19 protein-coding genes are annotated in these 18,353 nt (G+C 57.1%); 14 read left to right on the top strand and 5 right to left on the bottom strand.

Going from position 1 to position 18,353, the window contains the following annotated elements; all coding sequences use genetic code 11:
• Positions 1 to 10 precede the first annotated feature (10 nt).
• From C7459_RS05900 to C7459_RS05885, 4 genes are all read left to right on the top strand, one after another.
• Positions 11 to 457: a Panacea domain-containing protein gene (locus C7459_RS05900; protein ID WP_109687345.1), complete on the top strand. Its 447-nt coding sequence runs from the start codon at positions 11 to 13 to the stop codon at positions 455 to 457.
• 1 nt (position 458) lies between these two features.
• Positions 459 to 851 (top strand): MAG6450 family protein, encoded by a 393-nt coding sequence (locus C7459_RS05895; RefSeq protein WP_109687343.1) that lies wholly within the window; start codon positions 459 to 461, stop codon positions 849 to 851.
• Positions 852 to 1,032: 181 nt separating this feature from the next.
• Positions 1,033 to 1,713 (top strand): futalosine hydrolase, encoded by a 681-nt coding sequence (locus C7459_RS05890; RefSeq protein WP_109687341.1) that lies wholly within the window; start codon positions 1,033 to 1,035, stop codon positions 1,711 to 1,713.
• Positions 1,714 to 2,550, top strand: a complete 837-nt coding sequence (locus C7459_RS05885; protein ID WP_109687339.1) for a 1,4-dihydroxy-6-naphtoate synthase — start codon at positions 1,714 to 1,716, stop codon at positions 2,548 to 2,550.
• A gap of 226 nt (positions 2,551 to 2,776) precedes the next feature.
• On the opposite strand, the gene C7459_RS05880 is transcribed toward C7459_RS05885, so the two are convergent.
• Together C7459_RS05880 and C7459_RS05875 are read right to left on the bottom strand one after the other, a co-directional pair.
• Positions 2,777 to 3,691: a pseudouridine-5'-phosphate glycosidase gene (locus C7459_RS05880; protein WP_109687337.1), complete on the bottom strand. Its 915-nt coding sequence runs from the start codon at positions 3,689 to 3,691 to the stop codon at positions 2,777 to 2,779.
• Between the two features lie 18 nt (positions 3,692 to 3,709).
• Positions 3,710 to 4,624 (bottom strand): carbohydrate kinase family protein, encoded by a 915-nt coding sequence (locus C7459_RS05875; protein WP_170119298.1) that lies wholly within the window; start codon positions 4,622 to 4,624, stop codon positions 3,710 to 3,712.
• Between the two features lie 109 nt (positions 4,625 to 4,733).
• Here C7459_RS05875 and C7459_RS05870 point away from each other — a divergent pair, with 109 nt between their 5' ends.
• From C7459_RS05870 to C7459_RS05855, 4 genes are all read left to right on the top strand, one after another.
• The gene (locus C7459_RS05870) at positions 4,734 to 5,705 is read left to right on the top strand and encodes a TIGR03571 family LLM class oxidoreductase (protein ID WP_109687333.1); all 972 of its coding nucleotides are present in this window, start codon (positions 4,734 to 4,736) and stop codon (positions 5,703 to 5,705) included.
• A gap of 220 nt (positions 5,706 to 5,925) precedes the next feature.
• Entirely contained in the window at positions 5,926 to 7,173 is a 1,248-nt protein-coding gene (locus tag C7459_RS05865) for a hypothetical protein (RefSeq protein WP_146200952.1), read from the top strand.
• Between the two features lie 90 nt (positions 7,174 to 7,263).
• Complete coding sequence (locus tag C7459_RS05860) at positions 7,264 to 7,581, top strand: rhodanese-like domain-containing protein (protein ID WP_245884406.1); 318 nt, start codon at positions 7,264 to 7,266, stop codon at positions 7,579 to 7,581.
• A gap of 162 nt (positions 7,582 to 7,743) precedes the next feature.
• Positions 7,744 to 8,703, top strand: a complete 960-nt coding sequence (locus C7459_RS05855) for an aminoglycoside phosphotransferase family protein (RefSeq protein ID WP_170119297.1) — start codon at positions 7,744 to 7,746, stop codon at positions 8,701 to 8,703.
• A 37-nt stretch (positions 8,704 to 8,740) separates the two neighbouring features.
• On the opposite strand, the gene C7459_RS05850 is transcribed toward C7459_RS05855, so the two are convergent.
• Positions 8,741 to 9,865, bottom strand: a complete 1,125-nt coding sequence (locus tag C7459_RS05850; protein ID WP_109687328.1) for a DmpA family aminopeptidase — start codon at positions 9,863 to 9,865, stop codon at positions 8,741 to 8,743.
• A 93-nt stretch (positions 9,866 to 9,958) separates the two neighbouring features.
• Here C7459_RS05850 and C7459_RS05845 point away from each other — a divergent pair, with 93 nt between their 5' ends.
• Positions 9,959 to 11,101, top strand: a complete 1,143-nt coding sequence (locus tag C7459_RS05845; RefSeq protein ID WP_109687326.1) for an MBL fold metallo-hydrolase — start codon at positions 9,959 to 9,961, stop codon at positions 11,099 to 11,101.
• A gap of 63 nt (positions 11,102 to 11,164) precedes the next feature.
• Here C7459_RS05845 and C7459_RS05840 read toward each other — a convergent pair whose 3' ends face one another.
• Together C7459_RS05840 and C7459_RS05835 are read right to left on the bottom strand one after the other, a co-directional pair.
• On the bottom strand, positions 11,165 to 11,731 hold the full coding sequence (locus C7459_RS05840; RefSeq protein WP_109687324.1) for a biotin transporter BioY: 567 nt from the start codon (positions 11,729 to 11,731) through the stop codon (positions 11,165 to 11,167).
• Positions 11,732 to 11,774: 43 nt separating this feature from the next.
• A complete protein-coding gene (locus C7459_RS05835; protein ID WP_170119296.1) occupies positions 11,775 to 13,058 on the bottom strand; it encodes a helix-turn-helix domain-containing protein in 1,284 nt (427 codons plus the stop codon).
• 383 nt (positions 13,059 to 13,441) lie between these two features.
• Here C7459_RS05835 and C7459_RS23190 point away from each other — a divergent pair, with 383 nt between their 5' ends.
• From C7459_RS23190 to C7459_RS05815, 5 genes are all read left to right on the top strand, one after another.
• Complete coding sequence (locus C7459_RS23190; RefSeq protein ID WP_170119295.1) at positions 13,442 to 13,585, top strand: hypothetical protein; 144 nt, start codon at positions 13,442 to 13,444, stop codon at positions 13,583 to 13,585.
• A gap of 340 nt (positions 13,586 to 13,925) precedes the next feature.
• Entirely contained in the window at positions 13,926 to 14,933 is a 1,008-nt protein-coding gene (locus tag C7459_RS05830) for a LacI family DNA-binding transcriptional regulator (protein WP_109687319.1), read from the top strand.
• 128 nt (positions 14,934 to 15,061) lie between these two features.
• Positions 15,062 to 16,432, top strand: coding sequence for a sugar ABC transporter substrate-binding protein (locus tag C7459_RS05825; RefSeq protein ID WP_109687317.1), 1,371 nt, complete (start codon positions 15,062 to 15,064; stop codon positions 16,430 to 16,432).
• 35 nt (positions 16,433 to 16,467) lie between these two features.
• Positions 16,468 to 17,466, top strand: coding sequence for a carbohydrate ABC transporter permease (locus tag C7459_RS05820; protein ID WP_109687315.1), 999 nt, complete (start codon positions 16,468 to 16,470; stop codon positions 17,464 to 17,466).
• Positions 17,463 to 18,320, top strand: a complete 858-nt coding sequence (locus tag C7459_RS05815) for a carbohydrate ABC transporter permease (protein ID WP_109687313.1) — start codon at positions 17,463 to 17,465, stop codon at positions 18,318 to 18,320. Before C7459_RS05820 ends, C7459_RS05815 begins: the two co-directional genes overlap by 4 nt.
• Positions 18,321 to 18,353: the final 33 nt, after the last annotated feature.

Below are 18,353 nucleotides of genomic sequence, written 5' to 3'. Positions count from 1 at the left end.
GGCGGGGAGAATGGTAACGATTTTTGATGTAGCGGATTATTTTCGGTCGCGTGTCGACTATGAGGCCGGTGACAACATCACTCCTTTGAAACTTCAGAAGTTGTGCTACTACGCGCAGGCGTGGCATGCGACTTGGAACCAGGGTGAACGTTTGTTTGAGGAAGATTTTGAGCACTGGGAACATGGACCTGCGAACTATACCTTGTACGATAAATATCGAGATTATAAATGGCAACCGATAGATCCGTCTGACTTGGTCGATTTTAACCCGGCTGAGACGTTTACATTGCAACAATTGGAAAGCCTCGGGGAAGTGTGGGAAGCCTATGGTGACTATACGGCCAAGCGGCTTGAGAACCTGACGCATCAAGAAGACCCGTGGCTGAACACAGCATCGAATGAAACGATTACAGTTGAATCAATGGTTGAGTACTACTCCCAACTGACCGAGGACTAACATGGGAAAGATCAAGCAACCACTCAACAAGAAAGGGAAAGTTCCATCCAGCGCCACCGTCGTGAAAACGACTGCCAAACCGTCTGTGGGATGGGAGCTTTTGGACGAGACTGTGGTTGCGCTGACTGATGTGGAGCGGGAATTTTTCCAGACGATGGTCAAGACGCTGAAAATTCTCTGCAGTCTACCTTGGACTGACGTATCCAGTTACAAAGGACTTGGTTTGGATCGAGTACCTGAAAGTTCGATGAAGTTTCCTATCCCGGCGAAACTGAACAAAGACCATCTTTATCACATCAAGGTGAGCCGTGGTGGTCGTCTGTGGGGATATCGGGATGGGGATGTATTTGAACTTGTTTGGCTTGATCCGCTTCATCGGGTAACTCCGGAATAACCGACGACCGCACCCGGTCGTCTCTTTTTTTACCTAGCTCATTTCCAATTTGAGAAACGAGAACTTGTCAGATACAATACTTATAGGCTCGACGCTGAAGCATGCAGTGAGGGTGGCCTACCCTCCGTCTAATAAATGACACATCCAAAGAAATGGCTCTCACTGAAGGGGAATAGTTGAGATGAATGTGAATCAAAACGTAGCAACACCTCGTTCCAAGGGAGCGCGCATCCTGATCATGGTCGCTGTCTCCGTTGAGCGAGATGCGATCCTGCGCGGACTCCAAGGCGACACCCGATTCGATGTCCAACTAGCCGGCGTCGGTCCCGTCGCCGCTGCCGTCAACACCACCAAAATTCTCGCGACAACTCCATACGACCTCGTCATCAGCGCGGGCATCGGCGGTGGATTTCCGAGTCAGGCAGAGGTGACTTCCCTCGTCGTCTCCACCGAGATCATCGCCGCCGACCTTGGGGCCGAAACCCCAGACGGCTTCAGCTCTTTGGACGAGCTGGGCTTTGGTTTCACCCGCATCCCGGTGGACGCAAGCCTCGCGAACCAGCTAACAGAGGCGCTACAACTTGCGGGCCTGCCTGCACACAAGGGCCCGATCCTCACCCTCGCCACCGTAACCGGCACCGCCGAAACCGCCGCTGAACTCCAGAGACGAGTCCCCGGTGCCACCGCCGAGGCGATGGAAGGTTTCGGCGTCGCATCTGCCGCCCACGATCTCGGCATCCCCGTCCTCGAAATCCGCGCCATCTCCAACGCAGTCGGCCCCCGTGACCGTTCCGCCTGGCGTATCAAAGACGCACTAGACGCTTTAGAAAAAGCCAGCACAGTTCTCCTGGAGGTCCTCTAAATGAAAATTGCCTACTCTCCCTGCCCCAACGACACGTTTGTGTTTCACGCATGGGCACACGGACTGATCCCAGATGCACCCGCACTTGACGTCACCTTCGCAGACATTGACATCACCAACGGTTTGGCAGCCAACTCCAATGAGCTGGATGTCCTCAAAATTTCATACGCAGCCCTACCCTACATCTCCTCCGAATACGCCCTGCTCCCCTGCGGTGGCGCATTGGGTCGCGGCTGTGGTCCGCTGGTGCTCACCAACCAAGCAGGCACCCAAGACCCCGCCGCTCTCGCCGGGAAAAAAGTAGCCGTGCCGAGCGAACGCTCCACCGCCTACTTGCTGTTCCGCCTCTGGGCTGCACAAAACATCCCCGGTGGCGTTGGCGAGATCGTCATCCTGCCCTTCCACGAGATCATGCCCGCCGTTCGCGATGGCAAAGTCGATGCCGGGCTCGTCATCCATGAAGCGCGCTTCACCTACCCAAACTTCGGCCTGACGCTCATGGCCGACATGGGCAACTGGTGGGAGTCGGATACGGGCCTGCCGATCCCACTGGGCGCGATCATCGCCCGCCGCTCCCTCGATCTGCAACAGATCGCCGCGTGGATTCGCGAGTCTGTCGAGTACGCATGGGCACACCCGGAAGCTTCGCAAGACTACGTGATGTGCCACGCCCAAGAACTCTCGCCCGAAGTCGCCCAACAACACATCGACCTGTATGTCAACGAGTTCACCGCCGACTTGGGGGAAGCTGGGTTTGCGGCGATCACCGCCTTGCTCAGCCGCGCTGCCGAGGAAGGTCTCGTGCCTGAGATGGACTTGGCAAGCCTTCGATTCTAATCCCCCTATGAAAAAAGCGACCGGTACGCATGCGCACCGGTCGCTTTTTATTATCTTAGTAGTTGCCATTGCGGAGCTTCACCATCAGAGCGGTGACGATGAGGGCACCTACAACAAATACGGACAGACATGCAGCTGTGAAGAAAGTCATTACAATTCACCCCCTCATGAAAATTTTACACCATACCGTCAGGATTGTCTTGGTGTAAACGATGGGTTTTTCGCCTTATTTCTGGTTGGCGTAGGCGACGGCGATCTGCGCGCCGACGAGGGCGTTGTTTTTGACCAGCTCGATGTTGGTTTCCAGCGACTTGCCGCCGGTGATCTCCTTCATTTTTGCCAGCAGGAACGGGGTCGCGTCCTTGCCTTTGATTCCTTGTGCCTTGGCTTCAGCCAGCGCGTTGTCGATGTGTGCCTCCATCTCCTCGTGCGGCATGGCATAGGCTTCCGGCACCGGGTTCGCGATCACGGCACCTCCACGCAGGCCGAGGCCCCACTTGGTGTGCAGGAAGCTGGCGATCTCCTCCGGTGCATCGAGGCGGTAGTCCACGCCGTGTCCGCTCTGGCGGGTGTAGAACGCCGGGAAGTCGGAGGTCTGGTACCCGATGACCGGAACGCCCGAGGTTTCGAGGTATTCCAGCGTCCGGCCGAGGTCGAGGATCGACTTGGCACCAGCACAGATGACGGCGACGTCCGTTTGCGCGAGTTCGGTCAGGTCAGCCGAGATGTCCATCGTCAGCTCGCCTTCGCGATGCACGCCCCCGATCCCACCCGTGACGAACACGCGAATGCCTGCCAGTTGTGCGCAGATCATCGTCGCGGCGACGGTGGTGGCACCGTGTTTTTTCGCGGCGACGACGTAGGGGAGGTCGCGGCGGGAGACTTTATGTACGTCAGACGTTTGGCCGAACGATTCCAGTTCGTCGTCGGTCAGGCCGATTTTGATCCGACCGTCGATGATGCCGATCGTCGCCGGCGTCGCGCCTTGTTCGCGGATGATCGCTTCCACCTCACGAGCCGTCTGAACATTTTGCGGGTACGGCATGCCGTGCGAGATGATCGTGGATTCCAGAGCGACGACCGGACGGCCTTCGCGCAGGGCAGTTTCAACGTCTGGGTGGATGTCTAAGAAGTTTTGCATGGTGTGTGGAGCCCCTCTCTAGATAAGTGCGTCAAGTTTGGCGGGCGTGAGGTCTGGGTGGACGGTCTCCGCCGATTGGATCGTGATCGTGGCAGCTGCGATGCCAGAGCGAATCGCCACCTCGACCGATTGCGACCGGCTGTAGGCATAGAGAAACCCTGCGATCAGCGAGTCGCCGGCACCTGTCACATCGCGGACGGTGGTCGGCAGGGCAGGGAAGTGACCTGTAAGTTGCTCGCCAGTCACGTACACGCCAGCCGCACCAAGGGTGAGGATGACGTTTTTGACCCCGCGTTGGCAGATGCGTTCAGCAGCGCGGAGCAGGTCGTTCTCGCCGGAAATGGGGATGCCGCTGAGAACTTCCGCCTCGTCCCGATTGGGGAACAGAAAGTCGATGCCGTCGAGCAGCCCGAGCAGTTTGTGTGACTTCGGGACGGAGACGGGATCGAGGAGAACGCAATGCGCAGCGGAGCGTTTTTGCAAAAGCGCTCGCAAGGTGGCTTCCGGCAGGTTGGTGTCGAGAAACCACAGCGGACGATCGAAAAGCGGCGCCGGAACGTCCGCGAGCACCTCCGGTGTGAACTCGTCGTAGATGTCCATATCGGCCAAGCCGAGCACCATCTCGCCGCTCCCGTCGAGCAGTGCCGTATAGGACGCTGTGCTACAGGTCGTCGAGCGGGTCAGGCCGCTGATGTCCATCCCGAGCTCTGTACTGTGGGTATGCACCCAGTCGCCCTGTGGATCTGCGCCGAGGCGCGAGACGAGCGCGACGGGGCAATGCAACCGCGCCAAGTTCTCCGCGACATTGCGTGCGACGCCGCCCAACGTGTGATGCGAGGAGACGGGGATCGAGGTGCGTAGTTGGATGTCCGTCTTGGCCGCAGCCTTGCGGTCCACGTGCGCCGCCCCAATGCACAAAATACCCTGCGACATGTTCCTTCCTCCCAACGTGTGGTGCAGTCTATGACTAGGATGAAGGTTTTTGTGGTGGATTGCAAGATCGTGTTTTCTGGTACAATAATTCCCAAAGGAGGGGAACGCTATGACCTCTGCTGGGGAACATCCCGCGTTTCGACGGATGTATGGACAGGATCGCTTGACGCTGGGCGTGTTCATGTCGATCGAGGCATTTGACGGCGACGAACGGAAGCGGGAGCAACAAGAGCGCCTCGCACGCTACGCCGATGACCGAAATTTCGCGGCGCTGTGGTTTCAGGATGTCGCCGTGCGCGATGTGGAGTTTGGCGATGTCGGCACCAAGTACGATTCGTTTGTCTACCTCACCTACATGATGGGCCTCACGCGCCGCATCGCACTCGCCACCGCCTCGACTGTGCTCACCCACCGACACCCGCTGCGCTTGGCGAAGGAGGTCAACACGCTGGACCAACTCTCCCGTGGACGCTTCGTGATGGGCATCTCATCGGGAGACCGCGTGATCGATTTCGAAGGCTTCGGGGTGGCGTGGGACGGGCGAGGCGAGCGCTTCCGTGAGTCTTTTGAAGCATACCGGCGCTTGACGGAACCCCCGCATCCGGGCGTGACCTCTGCCCTCTATGGCACTGTGCCCCCAGGCGTGATGGTGCCGCAAGCGAGCATCCCTGTGCCGAACATCGTCGTCGGGATGGCGCAACAATCGATGGAATGGATCGCCGAGCATGCGGATGGCTGGCTGAATTACTCGCGCCCCGCCTACATGCAGGAGAACCTCGCCCAGCAGTTCCGCACGCATGTCGAACAGGTCCACCCGGGCGCGTTCAAGCCGTTCTCCCAACCCCTGTTCGTGAACCTGCTCGAAGATCCACAGGCCCAACCGTTGTACGTGCGCGGCGGATTCCACGCGGGCCGTGAGTTCCTGCGCGAGTACTTGGAGCAGTTGCGTCAGTATGGCGTGAACCATGTGCTGTTCGGCCTCAACTCGACGGAGGAGCAGACGCGCCCTGTGCTGGAGGTCTTGCAAGAGATTGCAGAGGAAGTGCTGCCGTACTTCCCGACATTGGAGGTTGAGGTGTGAGGTCAAACGGGTGCAAGGAATTTCCAGCGCTGAGTTGCAGACGATCGTCAATGCTGGGCATCTTTCGAACCTCGAACAGCCTCATGAATTCAGCCGAATTTTGGAGCACTTTTTGCAAAAGACTCTCTAGCGTCGAAAAAAGACGGTTCTCGCGACCCACGCGAAACCGTCTTTTTTTTGATACATTGGTGGAAGTCTAATGGAAAAAGGAGGACCCTGCATGTTTAGGAGAGGGCGACTCTTTCTGGTGGTCTTGTGTTTCGCGATGATTGCCCTGACCGGGTGTGATCTACCGCTGACCAGCAAGCCGGACAACTTCATCGCGTACGAACTTGTCAAAGGCGATGACGCTGTCACCGACGACCAGCAAGCGCAAGTGCAACGTCTGCTTGAAGACGGCAACCTGCTCCAGAAAGTCGGCAGTGAGTACGGCTTTACCTATCAAGAAACCATTCGCGTCCAGCTCGCATCCGGGGATGACGGCTATCGCAGTTTGCTGACCCGCGAAGGCAAAAGCTCCGAAACGTTGGACAACGAAGTCAAATACACCGATGCCTCCGTCTACCGCAGCAACATCACGATCAACCTCGCCAAGCGCAAGACGGACGGGGAACTGAGCTCCACGCTCGCCCATGAGTTGACGCACATCCTGTTCAACCAAAACGCCTTGCGCGTCCCCAGTTGGATCAATGAAGGTCTCGCTCAACGCATGGGATTTGCCGAGGATGCGCGTGACCAGAGCCCGCTGATGAAAAAGTCCGAGCGGTTGAAGGTGTACAGCCACGTCTTGAAAAACAAGCAAGAACAAGGTCACTTAGAACTGCTCGTCGACAACCTCGAAACCATTCACACGATGACCAGCACCTACAACGTCGAATGGCTCGACTATCTCGCCGTGCAATGCCTCTGGGATCAGCAGGGCGCGGAGAAATTCCGCCAGTATCTGCAGAAGATCAAGGACAACCCCCTCAACAAAATAGACCCGTTCGAAGAAAGTTTCGGCGTGAAGCAGACCGACTACGAGTCCACGTTTAACCAACGGCTCGCCGGCGACCTCGCACACCCGGACAAAGGCGTGACGATCTCCTACACGCTCCATGAGGATAGCCCAGGCAAACTGTTGATTCGCCAAGCAGGGGCGGAGGAGTACAATATTCTAGCCCTGGAGCAAGGGTCGCATCAGCTGACGGTGTTGCCAGATAACACGGTGACCGGTCTGCCTGTTGCTCGCATGGTGAAGGGCAAGTCTGAAGTGCGGCCGAACGTGCTGTTTTTCATCGTGTCGCTCGACAAGCCGGAGGAGATCGAGGGACAGATGGTCAAAACATACGGATTTGCAATTGCACGGTATTTTGGGAGATACTATTATATGAACAGCTTTTTGAACACCGAAGACGGTGCTTCGAGCACCCACCACGACCTGAAACTTCCTAGTTTGGAGTTAACAGGTCTCGAAGTGCCTTCCTAAATTGAGAAAAACGTAAGGGCCGTTACTTTCGAAAAGCAACAGGCATTCTAAAATAAAGTATTCAAGTCTGATCGAAAGGACGGGACCTAGATGATGCAGCAACAGATCAGCGATCGAATTCAGGAAGTCTTGCCTGTGGACGTCGCCAAGTGCTTGGAACAAGGGGATCGCCCGAAGATCATCGACGTGCGCGAGGACTTCGAAGTCGCGGAAGGGATGATTGACGGGGCTTTGCACGTGCCGATGCGCGACCTCTTGGAACGCTACCAAGAGTGGAAACCAGAGGAGGAATTGATCTTCGTCTGCCGCTCAGGTCGTCGCAGCCTCGCCGCCTGTCAGGTGATGAAGATGATCGGTTATCACAATGTGAAGAATCTCGCGGGCGGGATGCGGGCGTATGGACAGTAAAGTGAGGAGACCGTTGCGTAGACAGTAGACGCAATGGTCTTTTTTACGGAGAGGGCGGGTGCGGGTCTTGATGAGGAGAGTAGTGCAGGTGGAGGACGGGCAGTTCCTCGATGTGGAACGGTGCTCGCGGGTAAAGCGGAAGCGGAAGCGGGAGGTTGGGAGATGACGCTGCCTCTCGTTCGCACGGTGTTACAACGGAAGGGTTGGCGTCTGATCGAGGCGCAACCAATGCTCGGCGGGTATGCGGCGACGCTGTATCGGTTGCGTGTCGTCGATGAGCAGGGGCAGGCGCGCGAGGCGATCTATAAACGCTTCGATCCAACGCGCACGGCGGAATTGGAGCTGTACCGCACGGTGTTGCCAGAAGTGCCGCATGCGATTCCTGCGCTGTATGGCATCGTGGACGAGGATGGCGAGCAAGGCTTGATCCTCGAAGCGGCAGGCGTAGCGGTGAAGACCGTTTTTGCCGGGGAGCGGGAGATGTTGCACGAACTCGTGACCTTGTTGGCGCGTCTGCACAGTGCGCTTGCAGAAAAAAGTCAGCAGTGGCTTGCGGAGGGACGGGCCTCCGCGTATCCGTTCGAATCCTCCGCAGCGTGGGCCGATACGGCGCTGGCGGAATTGACGTGGCTGGCGGGGCAGGAACGGATGCATCTGCATCCACAACGCGTTGACGAAGTGCGGGACATGGCGGCGCAGTTCTACCCTCGCTATCCAGAGTGGGCCGTCGGACGCACGACCTACACGCATGGCGACCCGCATCTGGAGAATGTGCTGGTGCAGGCCGCCGGACAGTATCGCTTGATCGATTGGGAGTGGGCGTGTGTGTCCCTGCCACAGCGGGACTTGTCGATCCTGTTGCAGGATGTGTTGGAGGAGGAGTTGCACGAGTTTGCCTACGACGCGTTTCAAACTCGGCTCGTGCAGCAGGGCTTTGCCATCCCCGATCCGCTTGCGTTCCGGCGGGCGTTTCGCGCCTGTCTGTTTGACAACACGCTGATGATGCTCGGCTGGGAGATCGGCAAGTACCGCAACGGGTTCTTGACGGAGAGCGAGATGGAACGGATTCTGACGGCGAAGTTGCGGTGGTTGCACGAGTGCCATCGGGAATTGCTCACCTAAAAAAACGACTCGGGAGTTGGGCTCCCGAGTCGTTTTTTTACAGATAATCGCGCAAGGATTCGCAATGATGCCCGTCGCGTCCCGTCACCGGATCGGCGGCGACGAGGGAGTTGAGGATCGCTTCCTCCGTACACTCAGCAGCCGCACGGAAGGCGGGGTCGAGAAAGTGATCGTGGAGGAGCGGGAGCATGAGGATCGGCTCTGGCGACTCATGCGGAAATCGCGTCGCCGTCGAGAACGCCAGCACCAGATCACCACTGCCATGTCCAATGTAAGAGCCTGTCCGCACCAAGCCCACACCTGCACGGGTGGCGACGCGCTGCAATTGCCGATCGCTCAGCGGCAGATCGGTTGCCATCACGATGATGATCGAACCTTGATCCCGGTCGGGAACAGGGGGGAAATCGCACGTGTCCGTCGAATTCGTCGAAGTAGAAGCTGCGGGGGCAGCCTGTTCGGTCGTAGTTGTCGACTCGGGTCTAGTTGCGTTTGCCACCTGCTCACGAATTCGCGGACCCACAGACTGACCTGCAACCTGCAAATCATCCAAGCGACCGAAGTTGGACAGCACCAACACGCCAACCGTGTACGATTGCTCACCGATCCGCACCACCCGCGAGGAGGTCCCAATCCCGCCCTTCAATCCATAACAGGTCATGCCCGTCCCGGCACCGACCGCGCCTTCCTCCACAGCCTCACCTGCACGCTTCAGCGCCGCCTCGACATGCTCCGCCTGCACATGCAGTCCACGGATGTCATTCAGCCAACCATCGTTGCACTCACAGACCACCGGGTTCACCGTCCCTGTCGTCACGCCGATCTCCGGGGTCTGCTCCAGCATGTAACGCACCAACGCCTCGCTGACCGTCCCTACGCTCAACGTATTCGTCAGCAGGATCGGCGTCTCCAACGTGCCCAACTCTGCGATCTGCACCGTCCCGACCGTCTTGCCAAAGCCATTGATCACCTGCACCGCCGCCGCGACTTTTTCGCGGAAGAGATTTCCCGGATGCGGCACGATCGCCGTCACGCCGGTCTGCACCGAGCCTGCACGCAGGGTCACATGCCCCACGGTCACGCCGGGTACGTCTGTGATCGCATTGCGCACGCCGGGCTCCAGACTCCCGATCTGCACGCCAAACTCACGGATACGCTTTTTCACGGATACCACCTCACTATTCTCTAGTATAGGCAAAATACAGCGCCTCTGAATAGTGTGTCTATACCTAGTCTTGCCTTAGAGAGGAGATCTGAGATGGCTGTTGGAATCGTAACACCCCAGAGCTTATACGTTCGCATCGCCGATGGAGAGGAGTTGTTGATCCTCGACGTCCGCCTGCTGGAGGACTTTGAGAGCTGGCATGTGGAGGGGCCGACGGTGACGTCTGTCAACATCCCGTACCTAGACTTTCTCACGGAGGAAGCGGCGCCTGCTTGGAAAAAACTCCTCCCGGCCGACCAGCCGATCCTCGTCAATTGTGCGCGCGGACGCAGTGCTCAACTCGTCGCAGAAGTCCTCGACCGCCACGGCTACGAAGTGGCCTACCTCGAGGGCGGCATGAGCGGCTGGAGCGAAGTGTACGCGCCCGTCACGGTGATCGAGGAGCCCGATTGGAAACTGATCCAGCTCAACCGCGTCGGCAAAGGCTGTCTCTCCTACCTGATCCACTCTGGCGGTACGGCGCTGGTCGTCGACGCCGGACGACATGTCGAGCAGTACCTTGCACTGGCCCGAGCGGAGGGGGTGAGCATCGTCCATGTGGTCGACACGCATCTGCACGCCGACCATATCTCGGGCAGCGTGGAACTGGCCGCACGCACCGGGGCGCACTACTACATCTCCGGCAGTGAACTGCAAGGCTCGGACATTGCGCATACCGCGCTGGAGGATCACCGCATCTGGACATTCGGCGCGGTCACGGTCTGCGTGCTGGCGATCCCGACGCCCGGGCACACGCCAGGCAGTGTCTCGCTCCTGTTGAACAACCAGTACTTGTTGACGGGCGACACGGTATTTGTCGGGGGCTTGGGTCGACCCGACCTCGGGGGCAAGTCGCGGGAGTGGGCGCAATTGCTCTACGACACCGTGTTCACGACGCTCGCACCGCTGGCGGACGATGTGTTGGTTTTGCCAGCCCATTATGCCAGCCGTGCGGAGTACCATGCGGACGGGTATGTCGGCGCGAAGCTCGGTCTGATCCGCGAGACCAACGACGCCCTGCGACTCACCGACCGCGAGGCGTTCGTCGAGCGGTTTGCCTCCGAGAGCGGTGCGACCCCGCCCAATTACACGGAGATCACCTCGATCAACCGGGGTGACAAGCAAGTCGATGCCACCCGCGCCTTGGAACTGGAAAACGGACCGAACCGCTGTGCCGCCAAACATGCCAATCGATAGCAAAAAAGACTTCACCCGCAACCGGGTGAAGTCTTTTTTGCTGCCAGCAGGTCTGCCCAAGGCTCACGATCGTTTTCGCTTGCCCTTCCCACGCGGGCGCAAAGGCCAAGCGATCACCGCGACGGCGAGCGATTTCAACACATCGCCCACGAGATACGGGATACACGCCGACTGCCAGGCTTGCACGAGGCTCACGTGTTGGAGATGTGCGAACCAGAGCAGACCTGTCGTGTAATCGAGCAGACTGCCAAGCCCGAACGCGGCGAGGAACAGCAGCCCCACGGACGCCAGATCGCGTCCTGTAATCCGTGACACGGCCAGACCCAGCAGCCCAGCGCACACCGGGTACATCCAGAGAAATCCCCCTTGCGCCCCGAGCAACAAATCCATTCCGCCCTGTTGCCCGAGCAGCGGCAAACCGACCGCCGTCAGCAACACCACAGAGAGCACGCTAAAAAAACCGTAACTCGCTCCTAACAGCGCCCCAGCCAGCATCACGGCGAAGGTCGCGAGGTTGACCGGCACGCGGGAGAGCGGTGCGAGTTGCAGAAACACATTGCTCAGAATCACCAGCAGCACCGCACTGAGCAGGGCGAGCGCGAGTTTGAGCAGAGTTGGTTTGGCTATCATGCTGTCCACACCTCGATACATCAAAGACTCTGTGCAAAAATCGCTACAGAGCCTTCGGTTGTGCTGCTTTGACTTGTCGGTAGTACTCCGCTGCTTTTTGGAACTCGCCTTGGTCGAAATAGACGTCGGCCATCCGGCGCAACACTTCGTTGGCGAGCAACGGATAGTCGTGCTTGGCGAACAGGTCGAGCGATTCGGTGAAGTTCTCCAGCGCTTTTTCCAAATTCCCACGCGTGACTTCGACAGAACCGAGAATTTTGTTCGCGGTGCCCTTGTGCTTGTACTCATGCTTCGCGGAGAGGATCTGGTAGCAGTACTTCGCCGCTTGGTCATAGTCCTCATGGGCAAAAAACGCTTCGGCGATCTCGGCTTTGGCGTTGACCAGCTTTTCTTCCTTGTTCAAGCCTTCATAGAGGTGAATCGAGGTCAACAGCGCTTCGATCGCTTTCGGGTAGTCCTGCAACGTGACATACAACTTGCCGAGGTTGGTGTACACACCTGCTTTGTTGTTGAGGTTCTCTGTCGCTTCGTGGATCGCCAGCGCACGGTGGTAGTAGTGTTCCGCTTGGCCGAGGTCACCGATCTGGAAGTAGCAGTTGCCAAGCCCCATCACGATGTGCCCTTGACGATAGAACGCCCGCATCGTGTGATTCAGATCGTTCGCCTCTTGCCAGAAGCGGATCGCCGAGTGGTTCTCACCGAGCTTGCCATGAGCCATCGCGAAGTTGATCAACAGCGAGACTTTGGTCAGGCCGCCGATCTGGTAGTGAATCAACGTCTGGTAGGCTTCGTTGAGCGTGACCAGCGCTTTGTCGTTGTGATTCATCAGCAAATAGACATACGCCAGCGAGTCCATCGAGCGGATGCGCTCCCGCACATAGTTGTTGTTCTCCAAGTGCAGGATGCTTTTTTCAAAAAGTTCGGCGGCCGCAGCGCGGTCACCACGCTGCTCTGCCAGGCGGCCGTTTACCCAGGCCAGCAGACCGTGATCGTATTCGTTGAGCTCATCGGGCGAATCGATGTTCGCGTTGTCGAGCGTTTTTTGCGCTTGATCAAAATGGCCGGACTCGACGTGTTGCTCTGCGAAGCGGATGAATTTCTTCCACTCCGAGACGAGCAGTGCTTTGTTTTCCGGTTCTTTAAAGAAGTCCTCTACGGTGCAATCGAGCTTCTTCGAAAGCTTATCCAAAGTATCGTAAGAGGGCTGGATCAGACCTTTTTCTATCTGACTGATATAGCTCCGCGTGACGACTCCTTCGGCCAGCTCTTGCTGAGTCAGATTTGAAGCCTTCCGCAGTTCTTTGATTCGTTGTCCTACAGCTCCCATAGTGTAATTCTCTCCCATTAGTTGACTATCTAATTGTTTCGAATCTTGCAATTCGAAAACAACCCACTTTAGAAGCAGTATACCATAACCGCAACTTATTGAGAGCACCCCTTGAGCTTAATAGGCGCGTAGTCCTAGAGGTTTCGTGCAGGTGACGATTTTCTTGTTGTGTAAAGTCAGTGAAATCTATGCTTTCTGGAAAATTAGGGAAGCGAATTGAGAACGTGAGTAACTAAATTGAACTAACCAAATGCATTTTGCGTAAAAATGTTCACGAATGTTATTGACGTGGAGGGAAATGTGATTTACCATAGGGTTAACAAAGATGCACAAAACGCTTCAAGCGAAATAAATGTGCATACATAACTAGGAGGTAATCACATATGAAAAAGAACATTCTCAAAGCAGTAATCGGCGGTTTTGTAGGGACAGCACTGGTAGCAGGTCTGTTTGCGGTCGTGGCTCCGTCCGTACAACAGAACGCGGATCTGGTCTGGCCGGAAAACTCTCCGGTCTTCGCTCGCTAACCAGCCAGCACCTAACATATGCATACAAAAAAGGACGGGGTAAGTACTCCGTCCTTTTTTGTGTCTGCGTGAAAAATGTAAGTGACATTGTAATTGCAGTTCCGCGGCAAAATTGAGTCTAAAGGCTCAGAGGAGATGATCGATTTTTAAATAGAAGTCAAAGAGGGTCAAGTTTTACTCGTGTAGTAAGGTTGCAATAAACGAAGATTGGGTGCGATTTTCATGAAATAAATGTCGAATAAAAGGTTCAGAAGATTTGCAGGAATTGGGAAGCCATGCGTCTAATATGATCTAGCAGATAGCTGAAACCGCTTTCGAACCCATGAGAGGATGCTGACCCATGATCACAATCTATGACATCGCCAAACGTGCGAACGTCTCCCCAGCCACTGTGTCTCGCGTCCTGAACGGATACCCAGATGTGTCTCAGAAAACTCGTGAGAAGGTGCAACGCATCACGACCGAGCTCGGCTTTCAGCCGAATGCGGCAGCGCGTGGCCTCGCCACGAAGCGTTCTTGGACGATCGGTGTGTTTTTCCAAGACCATGTGAACAGCGGCTTTAAGCATCCTTTTTTGCAAGACGTTTTGAAAAGTTTCAAGGACGTGATGGGTGCCAAGGGCTATGACTTGCTGTTTTTTGCCAACCACATGTTGGAGAAGGAACATGATAGCTTCGCAGCCCGTGCCCGTCACCGCAATGTAGATGGCGTGTTATTGCTCGGCGTACCGCGCACCGAACCGACGCTGAACTCCTTGGTGAGCACGGGTATTCCTTGCATGTCGGTCGATCTCGATCTGCTCGGCCCGCGCGCTGGGTACCTCTGTTCGGATAACAAAGGGGGCGCGCTCAAAGCGATGGCGCATCTCGTCGAGATGGGGCACCGCCGGATTGCGTTCATCGGCGACCGCTTCTCCACCAAGCCCGGTCATGACCGGTTGCTCGGGTATCAGGAAGCGTTGTCCCAGCACAGCCTCACGTTTCGCCAAGAGTGGATCGCCTACGGGGACTTCACCGAGGAGGGCGGCTATGCAGCGATGCAACAACTGCTGAGTTTGGAGGAGCGTCCGACAGCCGTATTTTGCGCCGGGGACATGATGGCGATCGGCGCGATGTCTGCGCTGCGTGAAGCAGGACTGCAACCAGGGCCGGACGTTTCGGTCATCGGTTTTGATGACATCGCGTATGCCAAGTACCTTGGGTTGACCACGGTTGCCCAACACAAGGACCAGATGGGCATGCAGGCAGCCCAAGCGCTGTTGCAGTTGATCGACGATTCTGCCCAGTCGCCGGCGGTGCTCACGATCGGGACAGAGTTGGTTCTACGCCAGACGGTTCATGCGATTTGACCGTCTGGAAGCGTTTTTTTCTCTCATTTCCGAAACCGGTTTCGGAAATGGAGGGTATCGTCCTTGGTAGTACTCGATTTTTACCAAAATTACCGGAACCGATTCCGGTACATCAGGGGGTCACTCATATGTCGATTTCGAAAAAAACGATCACCACGGCAGCGGCAGTCTCGATTGCACTTACCACCGTCTTGACGGGATGTTCGGATGACAAAGCCACCACGGCGACAACGGAAACGGTCACGACCGACAAGCCGGTCACGCTGACGGCGTGGATCATGCCCAATAGTCCCAAGCCAGACGCAGATTTTCAAACGCTGATGAAGCCCTATCTCGACAAGCACCCGAACGTGAAAATCAATGTCACCGTACTCGACTGGGGTTCTGCATGGACCAAGATCACGACAGCTGCGACGTCGGGGACGGGCCCGGACATCATGCAACTGGGCACGACGTGGGTTCCGGCGATCGCGGCGATGAACGGCATTGACAAGATCACGGATAAAGTGGCAGACGTCGGCGGTGCCAACGCGTATCTCCCGGCAAGTTGGAAGACGACGCAGATCGAGGGACAGCCGGACGTGTATGCGGTGCCGTGGTTCGTAGACGCCCGTGCTGTGTATTACCGCACGGACGCTTTTGCCAAAGCGGGCGTCGATCCGAAGGAAGCGTTTAAAACCTGGGATAGCTTCAAGGCCGCTCTGCAAAAAGTCAACAAGGTCAACATCGACGGACAAGAGATGGCGGCGTTCACGATGCCGGGCAAAAACGACTGGAATGTCGCGCACAACATCTTCCCGTGGATGTGGGAAGCGGGCGGCGAGGTGCTGTCCCCGGATAACAAAAAGTCGGTGTTCAACTCCGACCAAGCGCTCAAAGGCTTAACGTTCTACACCAGCCTCGCCCGCGAAGGTCTGGTTGACAAAAAATCGTTGGAGGAGAACTCGTCGCAAGTCGAAGGCGACTTCGCAGATGGCAAAGCGGCGGCGATCATCGACACCCCGGTGCTCGTCAAAAGCTTCACCACCTCCAAAGCGGATGGCGGGTACGCGGAGAAGCTCGCTGCGAAAAATTATGCGGTCGCTCCGTTGCCGGCGGGCCCGTCTGGACAAGCGACGTTTTTTGGCGGCAGTGACCTGACCGTGTTCGCAGGGTCGAAGAACAAAGGCAATGCGTGGGATGTGATCAAGTACCTGTCCGGCGACGATGCGCAATTGGAGTACGCGAAACTGTCGGGCATGATCCCGGCGAAAAAGACGGTGCTCGACTCCTCCTACATCAAGGACAACCCGAACCTCGCGCAGTTCAAGGCGGCGACCGAATCGGGCCGCTCCTACCCGTCGATCCCGCAATGGGGTCCGACCGAGACGGTGCTCGTCAAGCATTTCGGCAACATCTGGGACATCGTAGCGGGCGTCAACGGCACCTACAGCGATGCGTCCGTGAAAAAAGAACTCGATGCAGCGGCCCAAGAAGTGGACGCGATTCTGAAGCAATAGCAGCGCTGAACCCGTAGACGAAGGAAGGGATGACGATGCAAGAACAACCGCAGCTCCACCACGCTCCGCATCCTCACCCGCCTGTCCGCCGCCCCACGCGTTGGGCGCGGCTGCGACGGGGGTGGCGGGAATACCGCTTCGCCTATGCGCTGGTGCTGCCGGCCCTGGTGTTCATGGTGGCGATTCACTTTTTCCCGATGGTCCAAGGGATTTGGATGTCGTTTTTGAAACTCAACCAATTTACGCTCGCTCAGTATCTGAACGCGCCGTGGGTCGGTTTGCAGAACTACAAGGATGTGCTGTTCGACCCGGGCAATCCGGTGCGGGCGGGACTGGGCATCGCGGTGCGCAACACCGTGCTCTACAGTTTCGCCGTGACGATCGGGACGCTCGCGGTGGGGATGATGGGAGCCCTGCTGATGAACCGCAAGTTTCCGGGGCAGGGATTTGCCCGCACCACGCTGTTGCTGCCGTGGGTCGTGCCTTCCTATGTGGTCGGGATTCTCTGGGGCTTCATGTGGCAGAAGGACAATGGCGTGATTAATACCTTGCTGGTCGATGTCCTGCATCTCGCCAGCGACAAGCCGTTCTGGTTGATCGGCTCCAACACGCTGTGGGCGATCATCATCCCGACGATCTGGCGCAGTTGGCCGTTCCTGATGGTGGTGTTCCTCGCCGGGTTGCAGACGATCCCGGAGGAGCTCTATGAAGCGGCGAAAATCGACGGAGCGAATGTTCTGCGGCAGTTCTGGCACATCACCCTGCCTTTGTTACGTCCGATCATCGCGATTCAACTGCTGTTCCAGATCATCGCCAACGTGTACTCCTACAACATCGTCGCGATGATGTTTGGCAATGGAGCCGGGTATCCCGGTGAATGGGGCGATCTGCTGATGACCGCGTTGGTGCGGCAGACGTTCGGATACTGGGCATTTGGCACGGGTTCTGCGGCATCGTTCATCCTCATGCTGTTCATGCTGATCGTGGTGAGCATCTGGTACCGCGCATTCCGAAAGGAGATGATGATGCAATGAACACCTTGACGGCAAAACGTGCGCGGAACCTGACGCTCAATGTGGTCACCTGGCTGTTCGTGCTGGTCAACCTGTTCCCGATCCTCTGGATGGTTTGGACGTCGATCCACTCCAACGAGGAGATCCTTGGCGGCGTGCGCGCGATGACGCTCGATCACTTGCAATGGGGGAACTACCTGCAGCTTTGGCAGACGATCAATTACTTTGGGTATTTCAAAAACAGCCTGCTGATCTGCGGCGCGACCACGATCCTCTCGACCGCCTTCGCGGTGATGGCCGGCTATGCGCTGGCACGCTTCAAGTTCCCCGGTTCCAATCTGTTTGGCATGAGCGTGGTCTCGACACAGATGATCCCCGGTATTCTGTTCTTGGTTCCGATCTATCTGCTGTTCTGGCAAATTGATAAAAACATCGGCCTGCCGATGATCAATACCTACTGGGGCATGATCTTGATCTACACGGCCTTCTATACACCGATGAGCATCTGGATCATGCGGAGCTTTTTCGTCTCGGTGCCCCGCGATCTGGAGGAGTCGGCGCTGATCGACGGATGCACGCGCTTCCAAGCGTTTCGCAAAGTGATCCTGCCGCTCTCCGTGCCGGGCATCATCGCCACTGCTGTGTACGTGTTCCTCACCGCATGGGATGAATTGATGTTCGCGTGGGTGATGACGACGACTTCCGATGTGCAGACCATCCCGGTTGGAATCCGACTGTATGTCGGGCAGTACCAGAACCGTTTTGACCTGTTGATGGCGGCCGCCGCTGTTTCGACGCTGCCGGTGCTGCTGACGTTTTTCCTGACGCAGAAGTACTTCATTCGCGGGATGACAGCAGGGGCGGTCAAAGGCTAGTTTTTTGAACTGATCGAGAAGGAGTGTGGCCGT

This window comes from Tumebacillus permanentifrigoris (assembly GCF_003148565.1).
GTDB lineage: Bacteria > Bacillota > Bacilli > Tumebacillales > Tumebacillaceae > Tumebacillus > Tumebacillus permanentifrigoris.
Note: the sequence above shows the minus strand (reverse complement) of the source record. Positions and strands in the feature narration are given on the sequence as shown.